Annotated in this window: 20 protein-coding genes; 6 read left to right on the top strand and 14 right to left on the bottom strand. The window is 70.5% G+C overall.

Annotated elements, in window-relative coordinates; translation table 11 throughout:
- Positions 1 to 31: 31 nt before the first annotated feature.
- The gene (locus ACFUNE_RS04370) at positions 32 to 2,398 is read right to left on the bottom strand and encodes a SpoIIE family protein phosphatase (protein WP_383562081.1); all 2,367 of its coding nucleotides are present in this window, start codon (positions 2,396 to 2,398) and stop codon (positions 32 to 34) included.
- A gap of 306 nt (positions 2,399 to 2,704) precedes the next feature.
- On the opposite strand from ACFUNE_RS04370, the gene ACFUNE_RS04365 reads away from it, so the two are divergent.
- The gene (locus ACFUNE_RS04365; protein WP_383562079.1) at positions 2,705 to 3,532 is read left to right on the top strand and encodes a TetR/AcrR family transcriptional regulator; all 828 of its coding nucleotides are present in this window, start codon (positions 2,705 to 2,707) and stop codon (positions 3,530 to 3,532) included.
- Positions 3,533 to 3,777: 245 nt separating this feature from the next.
- Here the strand turns inward: ACFUNE_RS04365 and ACFUNE_RS04360 are convergent, their stop codons facing one another.
- From ACFUNE_RS04360 to ACFUNE_RS04340, 5 genes are all read right to left on the bottom strand, one after another.
- Complete coding sequence (locus ACFUNE_RS04360) at positions 3,778 to 4,353, bottom strand: hypothetical protein (protein WP_383562077.1); 576 nt, start codon at positions 4,351 to 4,353, stop codon at positions 3,778 to 3,780.
- Between the two features lie 73 nt (positions 4,354 to 4,426).
- On the bottom strand, positions 4,427 to 5,950 hold the full coding sequence (locus tag ACFUNE_RS04355; protein WP_383562075.1) for an ATP-binding protein: 1,524 nt from the start codon (positions 5,948 to 5,950) through the stop codon (positions 4,427 to 4,429).
- Positions 5,947 to 6,630: a response regulator gene (locus tag ACFUNE_RS04350; RefSeq protein WP_383562073.1), complete on the bottom strand. Its 684-nt coding sequence runs from the start codon at positions 6,628 to 6,630 to the stop codon at positions 5,947 to 5,949. The genes ACFUNE_RS04355 and ACFUNE_RS04350 overlap by 4 nt, the downstream gene beginning before the upstream one ends.
- 79 nt (positions 6,631 to 6,709) lie before the next feature.
- A complete protein-coding gene (gene murJ / locus ACFUNE_RS04345; RefSeq protein WP_383562071.1) occupies positions 6,710 to 8,380 on the bottom strand; it encodes a murein biosynthesis integral membrane protein MurJ in 1,671 nt (556 codons plus the stop codon).
- Positions 8,377 to 9,540 (bottom strand): lipid II:glycine glycyltransferase FemX, encoded by a 1,164-nt coding sequence (locus ACFUNE_RS04340; protein ID WP_383562069.1) that lies wholly within the window; start codon positions 9,538 to 9,540, stop codon positions 8,377 to 8,379. The genes murJ and ACFUNE_RS04340 overlap by 4 nt, the downstream gene beginning before the upstream one ends.
- 160 nt (positions 9,541 to 9,700) lie before the next feature.
- Here ACFUNE_RS04340 and ACFUNE_RS04335 point away from each other — a divergent pair, with 160 nt between their 5' ends.
- Together ACFUNE_RS04335 and ACFUNE_RS04330 are read left to right on the top strand one after the other, a co-directional pair.
- A complete protein-coding gene (locus ACFUNE_RS04335) occupies positions 9,701 to 10,930 on the top strand; it encodes an Ig-like domain-containing protein (RefSeq protein WP_383563019.1) in 1,230 nt (409 codons plus the stop codon).
- 193 nt (positions 10,931 to 11,123) lie between these two features.
- A complete protein-coding gene (locus tag ACFUNE_RS04330; RefSeq protein WP_383562067.1) occupies positions 11,124 to 11,519 on the top strand; it encodes a YciI family protein in 396 nt (131 codons plus the stop codon).
- Between the two features lie 133 nt (positions 11,520 to 11,652).
- Here the strand turns inward: ACFUNE_RS04330 and ACFUNE_RS04325 are convergent, their stop codons facing one another.
- Complete coding sequence (locus ACFUNE_RS04325) at positions 11,653 to 12,003, bottom strand: DoxX family protein (RefSeq protein ID WP_383562065.1); 351 nt, start codon at positions 12,001 to 12,003, stop codon at positions 11,653 to 11,655.
- Positions 12,004 to 12,097: 94 nt separating this feature from the next.
- On the opposite strand from ACFUNE_RS04325, the gene ACFUNE_RS04320 reads away from it, so the two are divergent.
- Positions 12,098 to 12,490, top strand: a complete 393-nt coding sequence (locus ACFUNE_RS04320; RefSeq protein ID WP_383562062.1) for a winged helix-turn-helix transcriptional regulator — start codon at positions 12,098 to 12,100, stop codon at positions 12,488 to 12,490.
- A 111-nt stretch (positions 12,491 to 12,601) separates the two neighbouring features.
- On the opposite strand, the gene ACFUNE_RS04315 is transcribed toward ACFUNE_RS04320, so the two are convergent.
- From ACFUNE_RS04315 to ACFUNE_RS04305, 3 genes are all read right to left on the bottom strand, one after another.
- A complete protein-coding gene (locus tag ACFUNE_RS04315) occupies positions 12,602 to 13,057 on the bottom strand; it encodes an ATP-binding protein (RefSeq protein WP_383563016.1) in 456 nt (151 codons plus the stop codon).
- Positions 13,058 to 13,483: 426 nt separating this feature from the next.
- Entirely contained in the window at positions 13,484 to 15,778 is a 2,295-nt protein-coding gene (locus tag ACFUNE_RS04310; protein WP_383562060.1) for a SpoIIE family protein phosphatase, read from the bottom strand.
- A 60-nt stretch (positions 15,779 to 15,838) separates the two neighbouring features.
- Positions 15,839 to 15,964, bottom strand: coding sequence for a hypothetical protein (locus tag ACFUNE_RS04305; RefSeq protein ID WP_383562058.1), 126 nt, complete (start codon positions 15,962 to 15,964; stop codon positions 15,839 to 15,841).
- 328 nt (positions 15,965 to 16,292) lie between these two features.
- Between ACFUNE_RS04305 and ACFUNE_RS04300 the strand changes: the two genes are divergently transcribed.
- Positions 16,293 to 18,215 carry a GAF domain-containing SpoIIE family protein phosphatase gene (locus tag ACFUNE_RS04300; RefSeq protein WP_383562056.1) on the top strand — a complete coding sequence of 641 codons (1,923 nt, stop codon included), beginning with the start codon at positions 16,293 to 16,295 and terminating at the stop codon, positions 18,213 to 18,215.
- A 147-nt stretch (positions 18,216 to 18,362) separates the two neighbouring features.
- On the opposite strand, the gene ACFUNE_RS04295 is transcribed toward ACFUNE_RS04300, so the two are convergent.
- The 4 genes from ACFUNE_RS04295 to ACFUNE_RS04280 form a co-directional block, all read right to left on the bottom strand.
- Positions 18,363 to 18,707, bottom strand: coding sequence for an STAS domain-containing protein (locus tag ACFUNE_RS04295; protein ID WP_383562054.1), 345 nt, complete (start codon positions 18,705 to 18,707; stop codon positions 18,363 to 18,365).
- Positions 18,704 to 19,768: a B12-binding domain-containing protein gene (locus tag ACFUNE_RS04290; RefSeq protein WP_383563013.1), complete on the bottom strand. Its 1,065-nt coding sequence runs from the start codon at positions 19,766 to 19,768 to the stop codon at positions 18,704 to 18,706. Before ACFUNE_RS04290 ends, ACFUNE_RS04295 begins: the two co-directional genes overlap by 4 nt.
- Before the next feature lie 5 nt (positions 19,769 to 19,773).
- Positions 19,774 to 21,447, bottom strand: coding sequence for a PP2C family protein-serine/threonine phosphatase (locus ACFUNE_RS04285; protein ID WP_383562052.1), 1,674 nt, complete (start codon positions 21,445 to 21,447; stop codon positions 19,774 to 19,776).
- A 179-nt stretch (positions 21,448 to 21,626) separates the two neighbouring features.
- A complete protein-coding gene (locus ACFUNE_RS04280) occupies positions 21,627 to 22,838 on the bottom strand; it encodes a PP2C family protein-serine/threonine phosphatase (protein WP_383562050.1) in 1,212 nt (403 codons plus the stop codon).
- 97 nt (positions 22,839 to 22,935) lie between these two features.
- Between ACFUNE_RS04280 and ACFUNE_RS04275 the strand changes: the two genes are divergently transcribed.
- Entirely contained in the window at positions 22,936 to 23,424 is a 489-nt protein-coding gene (locus ACFUNE_RS04275; RefSeq protein WP_383562048.1) for a MarR family winged helix-turn-helix transcriptional regulator, read from the top strand.
- Positions 23,425 to 23,462 lie beyond the last annotated feature (38 nt).

Below are 23,462 nucleotides of genomic sequence, written 5' to 3'. Positions count from 1 at the left end.
AGCCGTCCGCCGCCGGGCCGCGGCGGCCGCCTCATTCGGACAGTTCCTGCTCGGCCCAGATGGTCTTGCCGCTCAGTCCGTACCTGCTTCCCCACCGGCGGCTGAGCTGGGCCACCAGGAACAGCCCACGGCCCCCTTCGTCGGTGGTGCGGGCGCGGCGCATGCGGGGCTGGGTGTTGCTCGGGTCGGTGACTTCGCAGAGCAGGACACCGTCGCGGATCAGGCGCAGGCCTACGGGGCCGCCCCCGTACCGAACGGCGTTGGTGACCAGTTCGCTGACGATCAGTTCGGTCACGAAGGCGTGGTCGTCGAGTCTCCATTCGGCCAGCTTCCCGGTCGCCGCGGCTCGTGCGGAGGCCACCGCGGCCGGGTCGGCCGGGAATTCCCAGCTGGCCACGGCGTCCTCCTCCAGTGCGGAGGTACGCGCGAGGAGGAGGGCGGCGTCGTCGGGCTGCGGTGGCCCTGCGGTGCCGGACATCAGGGCCCGAGCGAGCGAGGGAAGGTCGTCCTTGCTGCGCCGGAGCCCCGTCAGGCGATCCGCCAGGTCCTGCGTGGAGCCGTCGATGTCGGAGCCGTACCGCTGGAGCAGGCCGTCGGTGTACAGGGCGATGATGCTGCCCGGGGGTACGGCGACGGTGGTCGTCTCGAAGGGCAGGCCGCCGACACCGAGCGGTGGTCCCGGCCGTACGGCCACCGGCACGGCACGGCCGTTCGCCAGGGCCAGGAGGGGTGGCGGGTGCCCCGCCGCGGCCATCGTGCAGCGCCCGGTGACCGGATCGTGCACGGCCACCAGACAGGTGGCGCCGACCATGTCGTGGTGCGCGGGATCCGCCTCGTCGGCCAGCCGGGTCACCAGGTCGTCGAGATGCGTCAGCAGTTCGTCGGGCGCCAGTTCCAGGTCCGCCAGCGTCTGCACGGCGGTGCGCAGTCGTCCCATGGTGGCTGTCGCGTGCAGTCCGTGACCTGTCACGTCTCCGACGACGAGGGCGGTACGGAGCGAGGGGAGTTCGATCGCGTCGAACCAGTCACCGCCGATCTCGGCTCCGCCTCCGGCGGGCACGTACGCGCCAGCCGTCTCCATCACCCGGGTGGACATGTACGTCTGCGGCAGCAGGCGTTGCTGGAGTGCGGCCGCGGCACGGTGCTCGCGTGCGTAGCGGCGGGCGTTGTCCACGCCGAGGGCCACATGGGCCGCGATTTCGGTGAAGAGGGCAACGTCCTCCTCGTCGAACGGCTCGATCCGGTCGATGCGCCAGGCGACCACCACTCCCAGCACGAGGCCGCGCGCGAAGAGCGGGGCCACGATCATCGAGTGACCACCGTCGGGTGCCGCGAGTCGCACATGGGCCGGATCGGCCAGGCCCCGCTCCAGGGCAGCCCGGCCGATCACCGTCGTACCGCCTTCTTGGAGTTCACGGACCACGGGCAGGTCGGGGAAGGGCGGCACCGCTTCGCCGAGCTGGAGCATTTCGGGAGGCCACGGGCCGTTCGCGATGCGGCACGTCGCCCGGCGCAGGTGGAGATCGCCCCCACCGAAGGTCTTCGGCGGTTCGTCTCCGGTGAGGACGGCGTCGGCCAGATCGACCCACGCGAGATCGGCGAAGTCGGGTACCAGCAGGTCGACGATCTCCTGCGCCGTCCTGTTGATGTCGAGCGTGCCTCCGATCGCCGCCGACGCGCGATGGCGCAGCTCCCGCCGCCGTTCGGCCTGCCAGTGTTTCGTGGCGTCGGTGAACAGGACGGCGACACCTGTGGGCCGCCCCTGAGCGTCCTCGGTCCGTACGGCGGACACGGACAACGACCAGTCGCCGTGCGGGGCCCGGGCGGACCGCACCCGCTGCTCACGTGCGGCGAAGGGCACGCCCGTCTCCAGCACGTCCCGCAGCGATTCTTCGACGGCGGCCGCGTCGGCCGGGTGCATCACGTCGGCCAGACGAGTGCCCGGAGGAAGTGCCGGTCCGGCGAACGCGCCGTCCTTCAGGTTGGTCCGCACCACCGTCAGGTCGGCGTCCCGGAGGACGATGCCGATGCGGTCCTGGCCGAGCAGCGCCCGCGCCAGGGCTTCGTCCCACCCGGGCCCGGACACCTGGTCCGGCGCGGTGGCCAGGATCAGTGTCGGCGCGGAACCACCCAGGCTTTCGGAGCGGTAACACACCCTGACGACCTCTCCGGAGCCGCACAGCAGCCTGGCGTCGCCGCTGTCCGGCAGCCCGCCGGGAGCAGCGGCACGGGGCTCGGCGAGGAGCCGGAGGACGGAACGGCCGACGACGTCAGCAGCCGGTCGCCCCAGGAGATCCTCCGCGGTGCGGGACAAGCCGGTCACGACACCACGACGATCGATCAGCACGGCCGCCACCTCGGCCGGCGAATCGCAGTCGCCCGTCCTGCCCACTGCCATGATGTCGTCACCGCCTCCCATCGGGTCGGTGAACCCATGATGTCGCGACGCCGGGCACTTCGCCTTCCTGCGGCGCTGCGGCCCGCGCCCGGGAAGGCGACCGGCCATCGGTCTGGAACTCAAGTATAGATTACATGTACTGAGATTCCACATGGAGGTCCTGGCATTGCCGAGCACTCGGTGCCGCCCTGCTTCCGAAGCGTCGGCCACAGCTGTCGCTCCGGACTCCGGCACTCGCGCAGCCACGACTCCGGACCGCTGGAAGCCTGCTGGACCGGTACTCGAATACACCGTAAATTAAAAGGTATGCCAAGTAGCGGAGAATTCTCTGTTCCCCAGGAGATCGTCGACGCCACTCTGCGCGCCGCGGACGCACGAGGCGTGCCCGCGGCGGACGTGACCTTGCGCGACATCGCCCTGGAGGCCGGAATCTCCCGCAGCACGCTGCTGCGCCGGCTGGGCGGCACCCGGCACGCCCTGGACGAGGCGCTGCGCGCCGCCGGGGTGGAGCCGGGAGGACGAAAGCCGGTGAGGGAACGTGCCATCGAGGCCACGGCGACCCTGATCAGCAGGCAGGGACTGGGGACGGTGACCTTCGAGCGCGTGGCAGCCTCGGCCGGGTGCTCCGTACCGAGTCTCTACGCGACGTTCGGCGGCCGGGACGAGCTTCTGCGCGCGGTGTTCGAGCGCCACAGCCCCATCGTCGACGTCGAGACGTTCCTGGCCGGCCCCCGCGGCGACCTGGAGGACACCGTCCGGCAGCTCTACCGGCTGCTGGCCGGCGCCCTCGAGCGGGAACCACGCGTCCTGCCGGCCCTCCTGGCGGAGGTCTTCGCCCGCCCCGGTGACGAGAACGTCCAGATGGTCTTCCGGACCGTCACCCCCCGCCTGCTGGCCGGCCTCGGCGCATGGCTCTCCGGAGAAGCCGCCGCCGGCCGTATCCGTGACATGCCGCCGTTGCTGCTCACACAACAGATGACCAGCCCCATCTTCCTGCACTTCCTGCTGCGCCCCGTGACGAGCCGGGTCGCCGCGGCAGACCTGCCCACGGTGGACGAGACCATCGAGGGGTTCACCCAGGCCTTCCTCCGGGCCGTGGCCCCGCCTTCGCTTTCGCCCGAGAACAAGGCCTGACTCGCCCCGCCCGGTCGACGGGACGGCCCCCGGTCCCCGGTCCCCTCGACGCCTCGGAACGGCGTCGGCAACCCGGCGATCCCCCACCTGTCGACGGAAGTCGGTTCCCCGTCGGGCCGTTGCTCCCAGCCCGTGCAGGAAGGTGTCGACAACGACGTCGGCGGCGGTGATCCCGCCCGCCGCCGACGTCGCCGGCCGGCAGCCGGGCGACCAGGACGGTCACGACACGTGGCGAACCGGCTGCTTCAGCGCGGAGCCGTCCCGGCAGCGGCCTGTTCGGCACCCGGCCGGAGGTCGCACCGTGCGGGGCCACGCGTGCCGTCCGTGCCCCGCAGCGTCACCGTCGCTGCGCCCTGGGCGCTCTTCGCGAACGCCGCCGTGCAGATGAGTTGCCACTCGGCGGGCCGGGTGAGCGCGTCGAGCGGGGTGGCCAGCGTGACTTCCACCGCGTTGTCGGACACCTCTGTCGTCGCCGCATCCGGCAGCGACGCATCGTTGAGGAGGCCCGCCCGCCGCTCCGCCTCGTTCGGGCCTGCCAGCAGCGCGGTGACGGTCTTCTCCGTGGCAGGCGGAGTGGCCTCCTCACCGCTGTCCGGGCCCTGCTGTTCACCGGCGGACACACTGTCGCCGACGATCCGGGGAACGGGCACCAGCACGGCGTCCGGGGAGAGGAAGAACAGAAGCATCCGCACCTGACGGGCGGGGAGTACGTCGACGGTCGCGGCGCTTCCCGCACCGATGACGTCCGTCTCCTGGATGCCGCAGGCCGCGAGGGGGAAACAGGCCGCGAGCAGGGCCGCTGTGCGCAGGCGCGCCCTCATGCCGGCGTCCTCTCCGTGTCGTGGTCGCGTGGCGGATCCGCCCATGCCTCTACCTGGCCGGTGCGGGGTTCGCTCATGCCGTCGCCCCGCCGGTCGTGCGGGGTTCGCTCATGCCGTCGCCCCGCTCGTGCCCGGTGCGCCCGCCCAGGGGGATCTCGACCGTGAAGACGGCACCGCCGTCCGGTCCGTTCCCGGCGTGGACGGTGCCGCTGTGCAGTCGGACGTTCTCCTGGGTGATCGCCAGACCGAGACCGCTGCCCGCCGACCGCGTACGGGCCGCGTCGGCCTTGTAGAAGCGGTCGAATATGTGGGGCAGCACCTCCGGCCGTATGCCGGGCCCGCTGTCGGAGACTTCGACGACCAGTGTGCCCGTCCCGTCGGCGGTCGTCCGCGTGCGCAGGCGGACCGTTACCGGCTCCGAGCCGTGCCGCAGTGCGTTGCCGACCAGATTGGCGACGACGACGTCGAACCGGCGTGGATCGAGACGGGCCCGGATCCCGTCCGGCATTTCCGTGCGGACCCGGTCGTCCCAGCGCCGGTGCAGAAGGGTCCTGCCGATGGTCTCCGCGACGTCGATCTCGTCGGTGTTCAGCTCGGCCGCACGCGCGTCGAAGCGGGAGATCTCCATCAGGTCCTCCACCAGCACCGCCAGTTTGACGGTCTCCGCACTGATCAGCCTGACGGCCCGTGCCGTATCCGGGTCGAGGCCGTCCGCGTCCTCGTCGAGCACCTCGGTGACGGCGAGCATTCCGGCAAGCGGGGTGCGCAGTTCGTGCGAGACGTCGGAGGCGAACCGGCGGGCGCGGGCCTCCGCCCGTCGCAGTTCGCCGACCGACTTCTCGAGCTCCCCCGCCGACTCGTTGAACGTACGTGCCAGGTCCGCCAGTTCGTCGCCCCCGGAGACCTTGATCCGTGCGTCGAGCCGGCCACTGCCTATCGAGCGGGCCGCTTTCCGCAGCTCACGGACCGGGCGCAGCACGCTGCGCGCGGCGATCAGCGCCGGTACCAGCGCGATGGCGAGTCCGGGCAGAGCGCCGTCGCGCGCGGCGGTCACCAGGGCCTCGACATTGGCCTGCTCCTCGTCCATCCGCATCACGGCGAACAGGACGAGCCCTGTCGGCAGCGTGCCGACCCCGCTGGTCCTCGTCAGGACAGGCACCGCGATCGTCAGATACGGCGCACCGTCCTTCACGACCCTCTCGAAACTGGCGTGCGACGTCGTCAGGGCGGTGCGGCGCAGCTCGGGGGTGATCACGGTGGAGGTGGGGCTGGTGCTCGACGAGACGCGCAGCGAGCCGTACTCGGCGAAGACGATCCACGGGTGCGGCTTCGCCTTGCTCGCGAGGACGAACAGCAGCTCGCGCAGGGTCACCGGGTCGACGGGGAGCGAGGGTGCGAGCGTCTCCACCTGTTCACGGAAGGACACGACCGCGGTGTCCTGGGCGCTGACGAGGACGGCGCTGCGCGCTTCACGGTAGGTGAGTGCCGCGGTCGTGCCCGCGCTGACGGCGGCGACCAGCAAGAACGCGAGGACGAGGCGCGTGCGCAACCCGAAGGTGGCGATCCGGCGCACGCGTCTCGCCGGGGCGGCGTTCACAAGGGTCCGAAGCGGTAGCCGAAGCCCCGCAGGGTCTGTATGTAGCGAGGGCTGCCCGGGGTGTCCTCGATCTTGTTGCGCAGTCTGCGGACACAGGCGTCGACGAGACGGGCGTCGCCGTGGTAGCTGTGCTCCCAGACGTGCTCGAGCAGTTGCTGCCGGCTGAACACCTGTTCCGGCGCGGCCGTCAGGTGGAGGAGCAGTTTCATCTCGGAGGGCGCCAGGGCCACGCGCTCGCCCGACTTGGCGATCGTGAGGCCGGCGCGGTCGACGGCGAGGTCTCCGTGGAACTCGACGGCCGGCCGGCCTCCGCCCGGGGGCTCCATCCTGCGCAGCACCGCGCGGATGCGGGCCTCGATCACCTCGGTGCGGGCCGGTTTGACGATGTAGTCGTCGGCTCCGGCTTCGAGGCCGATGACGACGTCGAAGTCGTCGCCGCGTGCGGTGAGCATGATGATGGGCAGCTGGCTGTCCTCCCGCACCCGGCGGCAGACCTGCACACCGTTCATCCCGGGCAGCATCAGGTCCAAGAGAAGCAGGTCGGGCCGGAACTCGCGGAGCGCGGTCAGTCCGGCCTCCCCGGTGGCGACCGCGCGGACCTCGTGGCCGCGGCGGCGCAGTCCCAGCTCGACGCCTTCGCGCACCGAGGGGTCGTCTTCGATCAGGAGCACGCGGGGCATATGCGGGGCGTCCCTGGGGATCGTGGTGAACGGGTCAGGAAAAGTAACGCTCTTGAAGGGCTTCACGGTTCCGCGGGCGTCAGCGCCGCAGGCGGATCCGGGCGAACGCGCCGGTGACGAGAGCGTCGACCTCGGTGAGACGCAGCGGGCGGGCGAGCAGGAGAAAGACCGCTGCGACGGTGAGTGAGCCGGCTCCGGCGGCGACGGCCGGCCCGGCGGTTGCCGACACCTGGGCTGCGCCGAGGCCGAGCAGAGTGGCGGGCACGGCTGCGGCGAGCAGCCTGGCCTGAGCGGCGAGGGTGGCGGAGCTCCACAGCCGTGGGCGGGTCGGTGCGGTGCCGGACGGGCCCGCGGGGGCCTTGCCGGGCGTCAGCCGACGGTGCAGCACCAGCGCGGTCACGGCCCAGCCCGCGAACAGCGCGAGCGAGTAGCCCCCCGCCATGCCGGTAACCGCCCAGCGCGCAGGCAGGAGTTGGTACGCCGTCCACGACAGCGCCGCGTTGAGACCCGCGATCATCAGGTTCAGCAGAAACGGGGTGCGCGTGTCGGACAGGGCGTAGAAGGAGCGGGACAGCACGTACTGGCCGGAGAAGGCGATCAGCCCGGGAGCGAAGGCCATCAGGATCCCGGCGAGTACGGCGATGTCCTCCGGTCCCGTCCTGCCGTGCTGGAAGACGAGCGCCGTCGCGGGGTGCGCGAGGGCCAGCAGCGCACACGCGGCGGGCACGATCAAGGCTCCGCTCGTGCGCAGTGCGTACCCCGCGTCCCGCCGGACCGCCGCGGTGTCGCCGTCGGCCGCGGACCGGCTCATCCGCGGCATCAGCGCCGTCACGAGGGAGACCGTGACGATGCCGTGCGGCACCATCCACAGCGTGTACGCGTTGTTGTACGCACTGAACCCGGCGCCCTCGATGTGCTCGGCGGCGGCACGGGCACCCGCGGAGGTCGCGAGGCGGGTGGTGACCCAGTAGGCGGCCTGGTTGCTGAGCACCAGCAGCACCAGCCAGCCCGCGGAACGCAGTGGCCGGGTCAGGCCGCTGCCGCGCCAGTCGAACCGGGGCCGGTAGCGGAACCCCGCCGCCCGCAGCGACGGCAGCAGGGCGAGTGCCTGGACGACGATGCCGGCCGTGGTGCCCCACCCGAGCAGCGCCCGCTCCCCCGTCGTCAGGTCACCGCCCGCACCGGTCGCCAGGTACAGGCAGAACACGGCGATGACCACGACGTTGTTGAGGACCGGCGTCCACATCATGGCGCCGAAGCGACCCCGTGCGTTGAGCACCTGCCCGAGCAGGGTGAACAGACCCAGGAAGAAGATCTGCGGCAGGCAGTACCGGGCGAACGCGACCGTCATCGCGTGCTGCTCCGGGGGGTAGTCCGAGTAGAGCCCGACGATCGCCGGCGCCGCCCACACCGCCGTTCCCGTCAGCACGAGCAGGGCCAGCACGCACAGGGTGAGCAACCGGTCGGTGAAGGCGGTGCCCCCGTCCGCGTGCTCCTTGGCCGCCCTGACGAGCTCAGGGACGAAGACCGCGTTGAGGGCGCCACCGAGCAGCAGGATGTAGACGATGGTGGGAGCCGTGTTGCCCACCGCGTACCCGTCGGCGACCATCCCCAGGCCGAGCGCCGCGGCGACGACCGCGGACCGCAGGAACCCGGTGGCGCGCGAGACGACCGACCCGGCTGCCATGATCGCGCCACTGCGCAGTGCGGAGGACTGCTTCGGTACGGGCTCGGCCTCGGCGGTGGTCATCGTCGCGCCAGGTAGGTCTGGAACGCACGGTACAGCGCGTGATTGGCCGTGCCGTCCAACGGTCTCTCCCACTCCCCCAGGGTTTCGACGACCTCGCCGCCGGTACCGAGCTTCCAGCGCAGCAGCCCGTACGAGCGGTCATCCGGGTCGAGGGTGGAGGGTACCCCGCGCATGTCGTAGACGTCTGCGCCGAGTGCGTGCGCATCGAGCAGCATGCGCCACTGCAGCAGATTGGAGGGCCGGACCTCACGACGGTGGTCGGCGGAGGCGCCGGTCTGGTACCAGATCCGGCGGCCGAAGCGGATCATGGTGTGGGCAGCGAGGATCTCACCCTCGTGACGGGCGAGGTAGAGCCGCATACGGCCCGGCTCCTCCGCGTTGAGGACGGCGTACTGGCGCTCGTAGTACTCCGGAGACCGGCCGAGGCGGAAGCCGTCGCGCTCCTCGGTGATGCGCAGCAGCCGGTAGAACTCGGGCAGGTCCGCCGCGCTGCCGACGACCACTTCGACGCCCGACTTCTGCGCCCTGCGGACGTTGCGCCGCCACTCCTGGTTGAGCCCTGCCCACAGGTCTTCCGTGGTGCGCCCGGCGAGCGGTATCCGGAAGACGTGGCGCGGCTGCGCATCCTCGTCGTCCTCGCCACCACACCGCTTCCAGCCCCGGGCCCGGAGCCGTTCAGCGACGGCTGTGCCCAGCGGATCCACCTCGCTCGCGAGGACGTCGGAGAGCCTGCGGCCGGGCCCGGTGGCCGACTTGAGACGTGGCCCGCTCCAGCGGCGGTATGCCGGTGAGGGCCCGATCCGTACGGCGAACACTCCGGACGCGCGCAGATGCCTCAGCAGCGGGTCGAGCCAGCCGTCGATGCCCGGGTCGGCCCAGTCGGCGACCGGCCCTTCCGGCAGATACGCGAAGTACTTCCGGGTTCCCGGGAGTTGCCGCAGCAGGACGAGCGCGACACCGGTCAGCCCCCCGGCTGCCGGGTCCGGCCCCCACCCCACCAGCTGGGAGAGCCAGCCGTTCTTGACGTGCGCCCAGGAGGGGCACTGCAGAAAAGCTGCGCCCAGGCCGGAACCCGCATCGGAGAGCAGGAACGAGCGGTACGTATCGGCGGTGATGAGCCCAAGCGGTGTTTCCTGGCCGCGGGCAGCCGTCACGAGCATCAATGACACCGTGTGAGCCTTTCTGTGGGGACGCACAGGATGCTCACAGCCGTCCGTGACCGCTCCGCGCGGTGAATGTGACCGGACGATGACCGTTGCTCTGCAGTCGTCGTCACATGGACACAGCCCCGCCCACCTGGGCTTTCCCGGTTCTACAGTCATGTGCATCCCATCCGAACCACCATGGACGGAGGCTCCGTTGAGCCATATACGTGTGCGCGTCGCGGCGGTAGCGGCACTGCTGGCACCGCTCGCGGCCTGTTCGCCCGGAGCCGGCTCCGGCGCCGCTGCAGGCGCCGGGAGCGGCGGTACCGGCACGGCGGAGGACCGCCCCGCAACAGTGACCGTGACGCCGGAGGGCAACGGTGTACGGGCCGGCGGCACGGTCGAGGTCACCGCGACGGGCGGCAGGATCACTTCGGTCGGTGTCACCGACGACGAGGGCCGCGCGCTCGCCGGGCAGATCGCCGCCGACGGGTCGACGTGGGCCTCGAAGCGCAAGGCGGCCCCCGGCACCTCCTACACGGTCACCGCGAAGACGACGACCGAGGCCGGAACGGAGAGCACCGTCACGTCCGTCTTCGCCACGGCCGAGGCCGACAAGGTCAACAAGGTCGACTGGCGGCCGGGCACGAAGGCGACCGTCGGCATCGCCCAGCCGATCTCGCTGGTCTTCGACAACCCGGTCACCGACAAGGCGGCCGTCGAGCGGCAGTTGCATCTGACCACGTCCGATGCCACCGAGGGTTCCTGGGCCTGGCTGGAGGACTGGTCAGGCCGTGACCGGATCGACTGGCGCCCCGAGGAGTACTGGAAGCCCGGCACGAAGGTCTCGCTCAGCGCCGAACTGAACGGCACGGACTCCGGCGACGGCGGCTGGTTCGTCCGCGACTACTCCACCGGATTCACCATCGGCGAGAGCCGGATCGTCAAGGTCGACCTCGACCGCAAACAGCTCACCCTGGAACGGAACGGGCAGACGGTCCGGACCATTCCCGTCTCCGGCGGCACCCCGGGCGGCGACAAGAGATCCTGGCGTGGAACCGCCGTCCTGATCGCCAAGGAGGGCACGGTCAACATGAACTCCGAGACCGTCGGTCTCGGGGACGCCTACGACAAGATGGTCGACAACTCCATGCGGCTGACCTGGTCCGGCATGTACGCGCACGCGGCGCCGTGGAACAGCAGGTGGTTCGGCAATGCGAACGTGAGCTCCGGCTGCATCGGCATGAGCAACACGGACGCCGCCTGGCTCTACGACCGGGTCAGGCCCGGCGACCCGTTCGAGGTCAAGGGCGAGGACACCAAGGGTGTCGTCGCCCCGGGCAACGGCTTCGGCGACTGGAACGTGCCATGGGCCGCGTGGCAGGCGAAGAGCGCGCTGCACTGACACCGGGACGGGTTCCCTGCTCCCTCGTCCACATCGCGAACATGCGCGGACTCCACCACCGAGGCGGCCGTTCCGCGGCAGCGGTACCGGCCGAGCACGGCGTGGTGGGTCGCACCGATGATTTCTGCGCTGTCCGGCTGTCTACCTCTTCGAAAGCCCGAGAGCATCACAGCGCCGAGGAAGAGTGAGCACCATGAAGTACATGATTCAGATGAACGTTCCTGCGGCCCAGTGGGACACCATCATGTCGTCCTACTCCACGGCCGACATGGAAGCCATGTTCGCCCACATGAACGCCCTCAACGATGACATCAGTTCTGCGGGTGAATGGGTCGACGGGCAGGGCCTCGGCGGCCCCTCACTGGTCAAGACGGTGAGGGCCGGAGACGACGGGCGCCCCCAGGTGGCCGACGGACCGGCTCGGGCGGAACAGAACATCCTGGCCGGGTACTGGGTGGTCGACGTCAAGAGCGAGGAGCGGGCCCTGGAGATCGCCGCACGGGCGTCCGCGTGCCCCGGCCCGGGCGGGAAGCCCGGCAGCGACCCGGTCGAAGTACACCCGATCCCCGAGGGCCCGCCGGAGGCCTGATCCGGCGGGCATCTCGAAGGGGCGCGGAGCGGTTCGTACCTGAACGTGGTCGGCGCGTGGTCAGATCTCCCGGCGGCATGGATCACCCGACGCGTGCGCTGTCCAGAGGGCCGGTCCGCCTCGTCGCAGCCGGTCAGAGGGTGACGGCGCGCAGCACGATCAGAGCGACGGAGGCCATGGTGAGGATCACCGCCGGAAGCGCGCCCCTGCGGTCACCGACGCGCAGGTGAGAGGCGACCGCCCCGGCGAAATAGAGCGTCAGGCCTGTCGCGGCAGCGATTCCGACGGGCCCCCACCAGAGTCCGGCGATCGCACCGGCCGCGCCCGCGATCTGAGCGCCGATCAGGAGAGCCATCATCCTCTGCGGCACGCCGAGGGTGGACATCTGCTCGGTGATGTGCGGCGTCCGCAGGGACTTGGCTCCGGCCGAGACCAGGAGAACCGCGGACATGAACACGGTGACGACAACAAGGGAGACAGACACGGCTGAACCTCAATCATGCGAGATGCGAGAAAGGGGCGTGCGCACCTCGACGACGATAGGCGGCTGCCAGGTACCTTCAGGTAACTTTCGGGGCATGAGCCTGCGCCCCGGGATTGCCTTCCTCGCCGACTGCCCCGCACTCCTCGCGATGGAGATCATCGCCAGCAAGTGGTCCATGGTCACGCTCTTCGCGCTGACCGACGGCCCGTTGCGCCACGGCGAACTGGTCGAGCTGAGCGGGGGCATCTCGCGCAAGGTACTGACCCAGACGCTGCGCCGGCTCCAGGCCAACGGACTCGTCGAGCGGCACGCGTACGCCGAGGCACCGCCGCGTGTGGAGTACAGCCTGACCGATCTCGGGCGAACCCTGGAGGAGCCCATCAGGATGCTCACCGCATGGGCGCGGGAGAACGGCGAGGCGGTCGTCACCTTCCGGGAAGCCGCCGGGGCGGCCAGGATCACCGAGGCGGAATCAGGCCCCCGGTGACGGCCCCTCCTGTCGATGAGAATCTGAAGCGTTTCTGATCAACAGATGCGCGAAAAGAGGTGAGGTGGAAGACCGTCACCCCTCGTCCCTCCGCACTGCAGCCCTTGACGCTCAAGGGCCGGCCCCACCGATACCTCCACGCGGATCGGCCGGATCGACGGCAGCCCCGCGGGCGGCGTCGAGCAGCGAAATTCGGGCCGTGATGCGTTTGCCGAGCGGTTCGTGCTCGAAAACCAGGTCCTCGGCGACGGCTTCGACGATCTCCAGCCCGTGCTGGCCCGTCCTGCCCGGATCTGCGGCATGGGCCGTGGGAATCATGGGCGAGCTGTCCCGTACGACTACATCGACGTGCCCGGCGCTGATCCGTAGCTCCATGTGAGCCGGTCCGGGGGCGTATTTACGGACGTTGGTCACCAGCTCGCTGACAACCAGCTGAGTGAGGTCCCTCGCCCGAGGTGTCACAGCGAGGTGATGGACGGCGCGGGCGCGGTCGAGGAAATCAAGAGCGTGGTGGCGGGCTTCTGCGATGGAACCGTCGTGATTGCCCAGGGTGAAGTCGGCGCGCATCAGCTGCTCACCGGCTCGGCTGCGGCCTTCCCGGTCGGTATTGACTTTCACTGGCCTCGCCGCTTCCCCACTCACCCACGCCGGTATCTGCCGCGGCACGTCGTGTGCCGACAAGGCGAGGTCCCGCATGTTCCCCGCGTGCTTCCCGCCCCCATGTGGCGGGCGGATTCCCCCTGCACGACCGTACTCCGGGGGCCAGCTTAGATGCAGGCGAGGAGACTGCACCCATCACCAAGGAAACGCGTCGGTCGGTGACCGTCAGGTGAGCGGGCTGCCGCAACAGACAGGAGGGCCCGGGCGGAGCAATGTTCCGGGCTCCGGCGCCATGGGTTTCCTCCTCGCGGCTCACCGCTCCCCCCAACTCTGCAACCAGAGGCGCACTCTCGATGTGCCCCCGTCCGCCTGAGGTCATGAAGCTGCCACGGATCACAGCTGTGGGACAGCCACGGACTCGTGAAGCCCGTCACGGTCGGACGTGGGGCGGGCTGTCGGCACCGAGCCGCCGGCGGGCTCAGCAGCGGAGCGGGCGGGCTCGGTGGCGGTCAGGATGAGAATGGCCTGGTCATCGTCCATGGCACTTCCCGCGGTGAACTCCTGGACAGCGAGGGAGAGCATCTCCAGGACGGCGGAGGCGCGCTGCGGTGCTGGAGTGAGGGCCTGGGTGAGGCGGTCGTCGCCGAACTGCTCCCCAGCAAGGTTGCGGGCCTCGGTGATGCCGTCGGTGTAGAGGGCCAGGCTTTCACCAGGGGCGAGGTGGAGGTGGCAGGTGCCGAGGTGGGGAACGGGCAGGATGCCCAGAAGAGTTCCGTCAGCCCGGACCGGTCGGCTCCCGGCTGTGCTGAGGTGCACCGGGAGTGTGTGGCCGGCGCGGACGAGGTCGATGTCGAGCCCGGATTCGGTGGCGGTGAAGTGACCGTAGACGAGGGTGACGAATCCCGTTCCGTGTTCGTCGGGCCGATTGATCAGGGCACGGTTGACGGCGTGGACCACGGCTTCGGGGCCGGGCAGAAGGGGGGCGACGGCTCGGGCCGTGTGTCGCACGAGGGCGGTGGTGGTGGCGGCGTGGGCGCCGCGTCCGCATACGTCGCCCAGCATGAAGGCCCACCGGCCGTCCTCGAGAGGGAAGACATCGTAGAAATCGCCGCCGATCTCGAGTCCTTCACCGGCAGGGTGGTAGTGGGTGGCCAGTTCCGCCCCGGGAAGGACGGGAAGATCAGGCAGCAGGAGCCCTGCCTGCAAGTCACGGGCCAGAGCGACGCGCTGGGTGTACTGGCGGGAGTTGCGGGCGGCGGAGGCGGCCCGGCGGGCGAGTTCCTCGGCCAGGGCGACGATATGACCGTCAAAGATGTGATCACCTGTGGCCAGCAGGGTCAGGACGCCGAAGGTATGTCCGTCATCGACCAGGGGCACGCACAGGTAGCCCGTCACGTGCAGTTCGTGCCAGGGCCCGGGGCCGGTCGGTGTACGCCGGGCGACCTCGGTCGTACCGGAGGCCAGGACACGGGCGACGGCGTCGTCAGCGGCGTCGTGGAGAGGGACGTGCGAGGCCAGTAGCTGCTGCTCACGTTCGGTGGGGGCGACGACGGTCACGCGGCGCACCCGTCCCCGCTCGATGAGGTCGACGGCGCACAGCGGGGCCAGAACCGGCACGCACAGGGAAGCCAGCCGCTGCAGGGTCTGGCTCTGGTCGAGGTCGGAACCCAGGGCGGTACTGGCATTCAGCAGGAAGGCGAGATCATCGCGGGCGGCCTTCTCTCGCTCTTCGGCAGCCTGTCGGGCCTGCTCGGCCTGGTGGCGCTCCATCGCCAGCGCGGCAGTGCCCGCGAAGACGCCGGCAAGCGCGAGGTCGGCTTCGGTGGGGTGGCGCGGGGTGCGGTGGTACATCGCGAATGTACCCAGCAGCTGACCGTCGCGGGCCAGGACGGGTGTCGACCAGCAGGCGGCGACCGCTGCCCGGTCGGCCAGGTCGCGGAAGTCGTCCCAGAACGGGTCGGTGGCTATGTCGGAGACGATGACGGGCTGACGGCGGTGGGCGGCTGTGCCGCATGAACCGACACCCTCACCGGTGGCGATGCCGTCGATGGCCTCGTTGTAGAAGCGGGGCAGGCTGGGGGCAGCGCCGTGCCGCAGGTGGCGGCCGTCCGCATCGGCCAGCAGGACGGAGACCAGCACCCCGGGGGACAGCTCCTCGATCACCTGCGCCATCCCTTCCAGGACCTCTCGCAGCGGAGCCTGGCGGGCGATCTGCTCCAGCAGAGCACGGTGCTCGGCAGCCAACCTCTGTGCATGGATGACCTGGGTGGTCTCCACCCCGAGCATCCGCACCCCGATCACGTTGCCACCCGAGTCGCGGCGCGCTTCGTAGGAGAAGTCGAAGAACGCTTCCCGCGCCGCGGGACCGGCGCCCAGCACGACCCGCGCGTTGCGACCCGTATAGGGCTGTCCCGTGCGGTAGACCTTGTCCAGCAAGGTGATGAAACCCTGCTCGGCCAGCTCCGGTATCAGCTCCCCGAGCGGAAGGCCGGTGCGGGCCTCTTCCGTGCGGCCGACGGCGGCGAAGAACGTGGGGTTCGCCGCCTCCAGCAGATGCGCGGGCCCCGCCATCGACGCGAACACAGCCATCGAGTCCCCGAACAGGGCACGAAGATCCGCCTCTGCGGAAGAGGCTTCGCCCGTCGGAAGCATGGACGAAGTGCTCGGCCACTCTGCTGCGCTGCTCATCCGACCCACCCCTCACTCGCAACGGCTACCGTGTGCTCGCTGACGAGACTGTCATGCCTGCTACGCCCTGCTTGCAAGGGCGTCCTCGATACTGCCGTGCACCGCGAGCACGCCGTCCGGGCCCGCCAGAGACAGCACCCGGTCGGCCGGGGCGGGCACCGATGCCAGGCACATCTCTCCCCTCACCGCGCGAGCGTCCTGGTTCCAGGCGGAGAAGTGCTCCGGTCCCGGACGCTGGCGCGGGACCGACCTCCACGGGGAACACTCTTGGCCGCGCCGTCCGTTTCCACTTGTAAGGCCTTCATCCTAGAGCGCCGCCGCGCGCGTCCGGCACGGGCGCAGAAACGACCCACTCCCCGGGGACCATGTGCCCCGGAGCTCGCTCGTCAACGGGGATGACGGGGAGTGGGCGGGCTGTGCGGGTCAAACCTCAAGGGCCCGAAGGGGCGACCCCTTGGGTTATTGTTGCCGCCCGGCAATAATATTTTGACGCCTGTGGAGCGATGGTAGGTACGTGGTGGTGGGAGGCGACAACGACGGATCACCGTCATCGGGCGCCGAGGGCGGGCGGCTCGGGTCGCTGCGCGAGACGGGACTGACGGCGGCGCGGGATGCGGGCATGGACCGGTTCGCGCGCATGGTCGCGGACATCGTGGACGTGCCGGTCGCACTGGTGTCGCTGGTGGAGGCCGAGCGACAGATCTTCCCGGGCATGAGCGGGCTGGTGGAGCCATGGGCGCGGGAGCGGCAGACGCCGCTGACGCATTCGCTGTGCCGGCACGTGGTGGCCGAGGGCCGGCCCCTGGTGCTGACGGACGCCCGCGAGGACGCCCGGACGTGCGAGAGCCTCGCGATCCCGGACCTTGGTGTCGTGGGGTACGCGGGAATGCCGCTGACGGACGGCGACGGACACGTACTGGGCTCCCTGTGCGCCATCGACACCCGTCCCCGGGAGTGGACCGAGCGGGAGCTGCGGCTGCTGGAGGACCTGGCGGCGGCGTGCAGTGCGGAACTGCGGCTGCGGATCGTGTCCAGGCAGCGCGAGGAGGCCCGCAGTGAGGCGGAAGCCGGCAGGCGGAGGTACCGCAGCGCTCTGGACCGTTCGCAGCTGCTGCTGCGCGCGGCGGACGCTCTCGCGGACACGACGGGCCTGGCCGAGGTCCGCCAGACCGTACGCGACCTGGTCACCAGCGACCTGAAACCCGTCTACGTCGGGCTGGTGCTGGCCGAGGGCCCGACGGACAGAGTCCTCCTGCGCCGTCTGGTCGACGCCACCGGTGGAGCGCCGATGGAAAGCCTCTACGAGACATACGGCCTGGACTCCGGGTGGCCCACCGCGCGGGCGGCGCGCGAGAACCGCACGGTCTCCGTCACGAGCGAGGCGGGGCTGCGGCGGGACTACGCGCCCGAGGCGGTGGCCGCGTTCGTCAGTCTCGGTCTGAGCAGCGCGGTGTGCGTGCCGCTGCCGGGCACGGTGATACCGCTGGGCACCCTGGTGCTGGGCTGGGACCAGCCGCACGAGATCGACATCGTGGAGCAGGCCATGCTCGCCGCGCTCGCCGGCTACACCGCCCGCGCGATCGAGCGCGCGCTGTTCGTCGACAACCGCATCGCCTCGGCCCGGCAGCTGCAGGAGGCCATGCTCACCGATCTGCCCGAGGTCCCGGGCATCGAACTGGCGGCTCTCTACCGGCCGGCCGCGGCCACCGACCTGGTCGGCGGCGACTGGTACGACGCCTATCGGCTGCCCACCCCCGCCCAGGGCGGAGAGGACCTCACGGTCCCGGACGAGGTTGCGGTGTCCATCGGCGACATCACCGGTCACGACACCCACGCCGCCACCCTGATGGGGCAGGTGCGCAGCATGCTTCGCCAGGCCGACCTCGACCACCCGGGGGGCGGGCCGGCCCGTGCGGTCTCCGCGGTGGAGCACGCGAATATCCGTCTGGGCCTCGGTGCCAGCGGCACCCTCGTCCACGCCCACCTGCGGCCCAGCCCCGGGCCGCGGGAGGGGTGCTGGGAGCTGTCGTGGACCAATGCCGGACACCTCGCGCCGCTCCTCGCCGTGCCGGGAGAGCCGGTCCGGCGGCTGGAGGAGCACGGCACTCTGTTCCACCCCGCACTGGCGGGCCTGCCCCGCGAGGACCACCGGGTCGTCCTGCCTCCGGGGAGTTGTCTGCTGTTCTACACCGACGGGTTGGTGGAACGCACGGGCACCGACATGGACGAGGCGATCGACCTGGCCGGAGAACTCCTCGCCGACCACACCCAGCAGCTGGCTCGCCTGCTGGCCACGATCGCCGACCGCGTCGCGCCCCCCGCCCCGTACGACGACATCGCCCTCCTCGCCCTGCGCATCCCCCACCCCGGTCCACCGTCGGGCCGGCCGGTACCGGACACGGCCCCTGGGCACGAGTGGGACGTACCGGGCGGGTGAGGACCGGCGCGTACGTGCCGGCTCGCGGGAATCGGTGAAGGTGACCGGCCAGGAGTCCGGTCCATGAGCGAAACGCTCTCTTCAGCGGCTCGGAGCATCACCTGAAGTGCGGCGGCCGAGCCCCGGGGATCCGGACCGCCGACGCCGCTATTCGGCTTTGCGGGAGCGTAGGGGCGGGGTGAAGAGCTTCTCGATCCCGGTGATGTCGAGGAGCCGTTGGAGGAACGGGGGCCGGTTGTCGAGGTACAGGCGTACGCCTCGGGCGGTGGTGCCGCGGTGGATCATCAGGAGGGAGGAGATGCCGATGGAGTCGCAGAAGGTGAGTCCCGCGCAGTCGAGGTGCAGGTCGTTCAGGCCTGGGTGCGCGCTGAGGCATCGCTCGGCCTGCTCGACCACGGTGTCGCCGGAGTGCTGGTCCAGGTCGCCGGACAGGTGGAGGCATGCGCTGACAGGGCCGGGCTCGACAGTCAGGGTGAAGGGCTGTGAGTTCATACGGACGGTCCAGTGGTGGCAGGAGCACGGTCCAGCGCGAGGCGCGCTCGGTCGAGCAGTCGTGTGGTGCGGGGGAAGTCCTTGAGTTCGGCGGCAAGGATGTCGAGGGCGGGGTGCAGGGACCGGGCGGGGACGTGGCGTGCGGTGAGGATGTCCGCGGTCCAGGCGATGAACGTGGTGAACAGGTCGTCGTCGTCGGTGTAGAGAGCCACGGTGAGGAATTCGACGATGTGCGCGATGTCCTCGGCGGTGCGCTCACGCTGGTGCAGGGTGTAGTCCGCCATGGCGGGGAAGCGGTCCTCGAGCTGGGTGAGAACCGTTTTGACGAGCTGCGGCTGGGTGCGGGCGACGAGCGTGTACTCCTGGTCGGCCAGGTGGGGCAGGTCGTCGATCTGCTGGTGCCCGATCGCGAGGACCGGGGCGGGGATGCCGTCGGCGAGCTGCCGGGCGGCGGCACGTGCGTCGGGGGCCCAGGCGTTGGCGCCGAGGAGGCGGGCGTACCGGCCGTCGTGTCCGAAGGCGGCGCCGCCGGCGAGGACGGGCACGCCGATGGCCTGACAGGCGGTGATCGCCGCGTGGGCGGTGGGCAGCCGGGTGGGGAGGGACGAGGAGAGGGCGACCGCGTCCGCGCCGCTGTTGTGGAGGTGGGCGATGAGATGCGGGGTGGGGACCTGGGCGCCGAGGAAGTCGACCCTCCAGCCCCGCAGGGTGAGTACTTCGGCCAGGAGGCGGGCCGGCAGGGAGTGCCACTCCTGGTCCACGCAGGCCACGGTGACGCGGCCGAGCGTGGGCTGGGTGCGGTGGGCGGGGTGGTGGGCGAGGGCGGCGATGACCCGCTCGGTGATGGCGCTGGCTGCGTGCTCCTGCGCGACGCTGAGCCGGTTGGCGGCCCATTCGATGCCCACTCTCATCTGGACCGGGGCGATGAGGTCCAGCAGGGCCGTCTCCGCGTCCAGGCCGTTGTCGAGAGCCGTGAAGACGATGTCGGCGGCGCGGTATTCGTCGCGACCGGTGACGGCCTCCCACAGCTGGTCCCGCATGCCCTGGGTGTCTGCGGTCATGGTGTTCATGCGGTGTACCTGCCCCGGGTGTGGCCGTTCACGGCACTGAGGTGGTGGGTGCGGGGTGCGCTGATGGCGATGAGCGCCATGTCGTCGTGGGGGCCGTTGCGCACCCACTGGGAGGCGAGCATCTGGATCCGGTCGACGATGGCCTCGGCCGGCATGTCGGCGCATTCCGACAGGGCGTGTCGCAGACGTTCGTCGCCGAACATCTCGTCGCCCAGGGGGCCGCCGCGGGCTTCGGTGAACCCGTCCGTGTAGAGCAGGCAGGTGTCGCCCGGCCGCAGGACGGTCTCCACGGTGTGGGCCTCGATCGTGGGCAGGACCCCGATGAGGGATCCGCGGGTGGGGACCTGCTCGACGCTTCCGTCCGTGCGGACCACGAGGGGGTCGGGGTGACCGGCCGAGGTGAGACGCAGTCGCACCTCGTTCTCCGCACGTCGCACCGAGGCCAGTACGAGCGTGGCGAAGCGCGTGTGATGGGAGCTCAGCAGGGCTCCGTTGAGGAGACGCAGCATCCGTTCGTGGTCGTCGGCCATCGGCAACAGCGCCTGCAGGGTGTTGCGGATCTTGCCGGTGAGCACTGCGGCTTCGAGTCCCTTGCCGCACACGTCCCCCAGGATCACCAGCGATGCCTCCGCCGCGGTGCTTCCAGGGTGGATGTCGTAGAAGTCGCCGCCCACCTGTTCGGCGGCGCCGGCAGGGCGGTAGCCGCCGGCGATCTCCACCCCTTCCAGGCGTTGCAGGCTCGGTGGCAGCAGGTCGCGCATCAGGGTCTGGGTTATGGCGCTCTGTTCGCTGTAGAGGCGGGCGGCCGACAGTGCGGCGCCGGCCCGGGCGGCGAACATGCGGGCGAAGACTTCTTCCTTCTCGGTGAACTGCGCGCGCCCGCTGCGTCGGAGCAGGATCAAGGCCCCGGCCGGTACGCCGTGGCCGGGCAGGGGGGTCACGACGACCGACTCGACCGTCTCGGTGAAGTCCTGCGGGAGGGCCCATGCGGGCAGTGTCGCGGGGTCGATCCATCGGGAGGGCACCGGCGGGAATCCCTGCAGCGCTTCCGCGAGCCCCGGAAGATCGGACGGGTCGGCGACGAGCAGTACACGGTCGGCCTCCTGCCCGGTGACAGCTCGGGCCACGGGCAGCTTGCGGCCCTTCGCGGGGGCGACGACGATGGCGACGTCCGCGAGGTACTCGGCGGCGAGCTGCGCGGTCGCGGCCATGCACTTGTCGGTGTTCAAGGAGGCCAGCAGGACATTGGACGCCTCCGAGAGGAACCTGGTGCGTTCGCGCTCCGCGGCGAGCGCCTCTTCCGCGAGTCGCCGGTCGGTGTCGTCGACCAGCCACCACACCACAATGCCGTCCGCTGCGAGCGAGGGATGCGCCTCGAAGCTCTGAGGCGCGATCCACCCCGACACCGAGGCGAGAACGCGACCCTCGTTCACGTCCGCACTCCCTCCGGGGCTGACGCGGGTACGCACAGTCACGTCCCGGTGGGCATCAGCCAGCCAGGACGGAGCCACTTCCTCCAGGCGCGCCCCGGGGGCCGCATCTTTCAGGAGCAGGCCGGCAGCGTCGTTCAACTCGATGACGGTGCCGGCCGCGTCCGCCACGATGACGGGGTACGGGGCGAGGCCCCACAAACTGGGCTGGGTTACGGTGTTTTCCCTGGTTGAGGCCATGAATAGGGCCCGCCCTGGGCGAACCGCACCACCTTCCCTTACTTGACGAGACTATTTGCCGTGCGGCAAGCATCCTCCAGAGGTGTCCCCGAGAGCAACCCACCCCCGCGTGCCGTCTTCCCGTCAGGGTGTGCTGCACGCGGGGCGCACACCGCAGGGCAGGAACCTTCACACGTTGATCACAGAAGGAGGCCCGGAGGCTGGTCCTCGAGTTCGACAGTGGGGCGTCCGTGCCAGTCCAGGCACATCACCAAGGAGTCGTCGGAGGCCGGGCCGGAGCCGCGGTGCCCGAGGAGTTCCTGCAGCATGGCCCGGGGCACCTGGGACGCGGGCAGCAGGCGGGTACTGGCGATCGACTTGGCCAGGGCGCGCAGGCTGTACTTCTCGCCGCCGGGTGACAGGGCGTCGTACACACCGTCGCTGATGAAGAACAGGCGGTCGCCGGGTTCGACGGCGAAGTGCTGGGGGACGTAGGCCGTGTCGTCGAACATCCCCAGCGGATTCTGGGCCTCCAGCTCGATCGTCTCGACCGCGCCCGCGCGCAGCCGCCACACGCGCGGCGAGCCGGCGTCGATGATCTCCACCTCTCCGGTGGGCAGGTGGAAGCGGAGCAGCAGCGTCGCAAGGTGCTTGGCGCCCCCGTACTGCCCGTGTACCGCCTGGTCGGCGAGGTATGCCTGGTCGCTCAGGCCGAGACCGGCCCGGCGGGCGTTGCGCAGGGCGTTGACGGCGAGGTTGGTCAGCAGTGCGGCGTCGATCCCCTCCCCCATGCCGTTGCTCACGGTCAGGTGCAGTTCGTCGGCGGAGGCGGACCAGTCGAAGCTGTCGCCGAAGATGGCGTACGCGGGCTCCAGCTGAGCTCCGAGGCTGTATTCGGGGCGGGCGCACGAGCGTCCGGGCAGCAGCTGCCACTGCATCTCCGCTGCCAGGGTCAGGCGCTCGGCCCGACGGGCCTGGAGGAACACGTCGGTGTCGCGCTCCGCCACGACCACCTCGTGCGCCAGAGCGTCAGCGCACAGCTGGAGCTCTCCGACCACGTCCGTCCCCACCTTGCCCCCGGCGGCAGGCAGAGTGACGCTCAGCACGCCGAGGCGGTCCCCCCGGACACTGACCGGCAGGTGCACCGTTACCGTGGAGGCCTGGGCGTCGTGCACGCAGTGCGGCTCCTGGGCGCCGAACGCGCGGCCCGACGCGCTCTCGTGCACCGGCAACGGCCACAGGGTGTGCGGCAGCACGCCGACCGGCTGCAGTTTCGTCATGGCGTAGTCGGCCATGAGCAGTTCCACCGCACGGGCACGGAAACGGTCTTCGATCAGGGAACGGAGCACGTCGAAGATCTCGTGGGGCGCGGCCTCGCGCAGAGCACGCTCAACCGCACTGGGTCTGTCCACCGGTACCGGTCTCTCTTTCCTTCACATATCTTCATCTATGCGACTGCTCACATCGACCAGCCGGAACGGGCACAAACGGCCCACTGGGGAGTGTCACATGCGCGAGGCCCACGCCTCCCACGGCCAGCACACCTCCCGATCCGCGCCCGAAATCGGCGAGGTGCTGGAGCTTCTCGAAATAGCGTGGGAACACAACCGCGGCACGCTCAGTACCGCACCGCTCTCTTCCATCCAGACCCGTGTGATGTACATCATCGATCGCGAACCCGGCATCAACCTGAGCACGCTCGGCCGCCACCTCTCCGCCGCCGCACCGTCCGTCACCCGCCTGTGCGACCGCCTCCAGGCCGCCGGATTCCTCCGGCGCATCCCCCATGTCGAGGACCGGCGCGCCACGAAACTGGAACTCACGGAAGCCGGCAGCACCCACCTCCACGGCATCCGGCACCGCCGGGAACAGGTCCTGCGGCAGGCCATGGAGCGCATGAGCCCCGACGCCCAGCACGCCCTCGTCTCCGGCCTCGGCGCCCTGTGCGACGCCGTCGGCGAACCCACGCGGCACCCCGCACACCGCGAATCAGCCTGACCGCCCGCCCGGACGCCGCATCGATCGCACGGCCGGTC

Source organism: Streptomyces sp. NPDC057287, from assembly GCF_042667905.1.
Taxonomy (GTDB): Bacteria; Actinomycetota; Actinomycetes; order Streptomycetales; family Streptomycetaceae; genus Streptomyces.
This window is presented reverse-complemented; position numbering and strand designations above follow the sequence as displayed.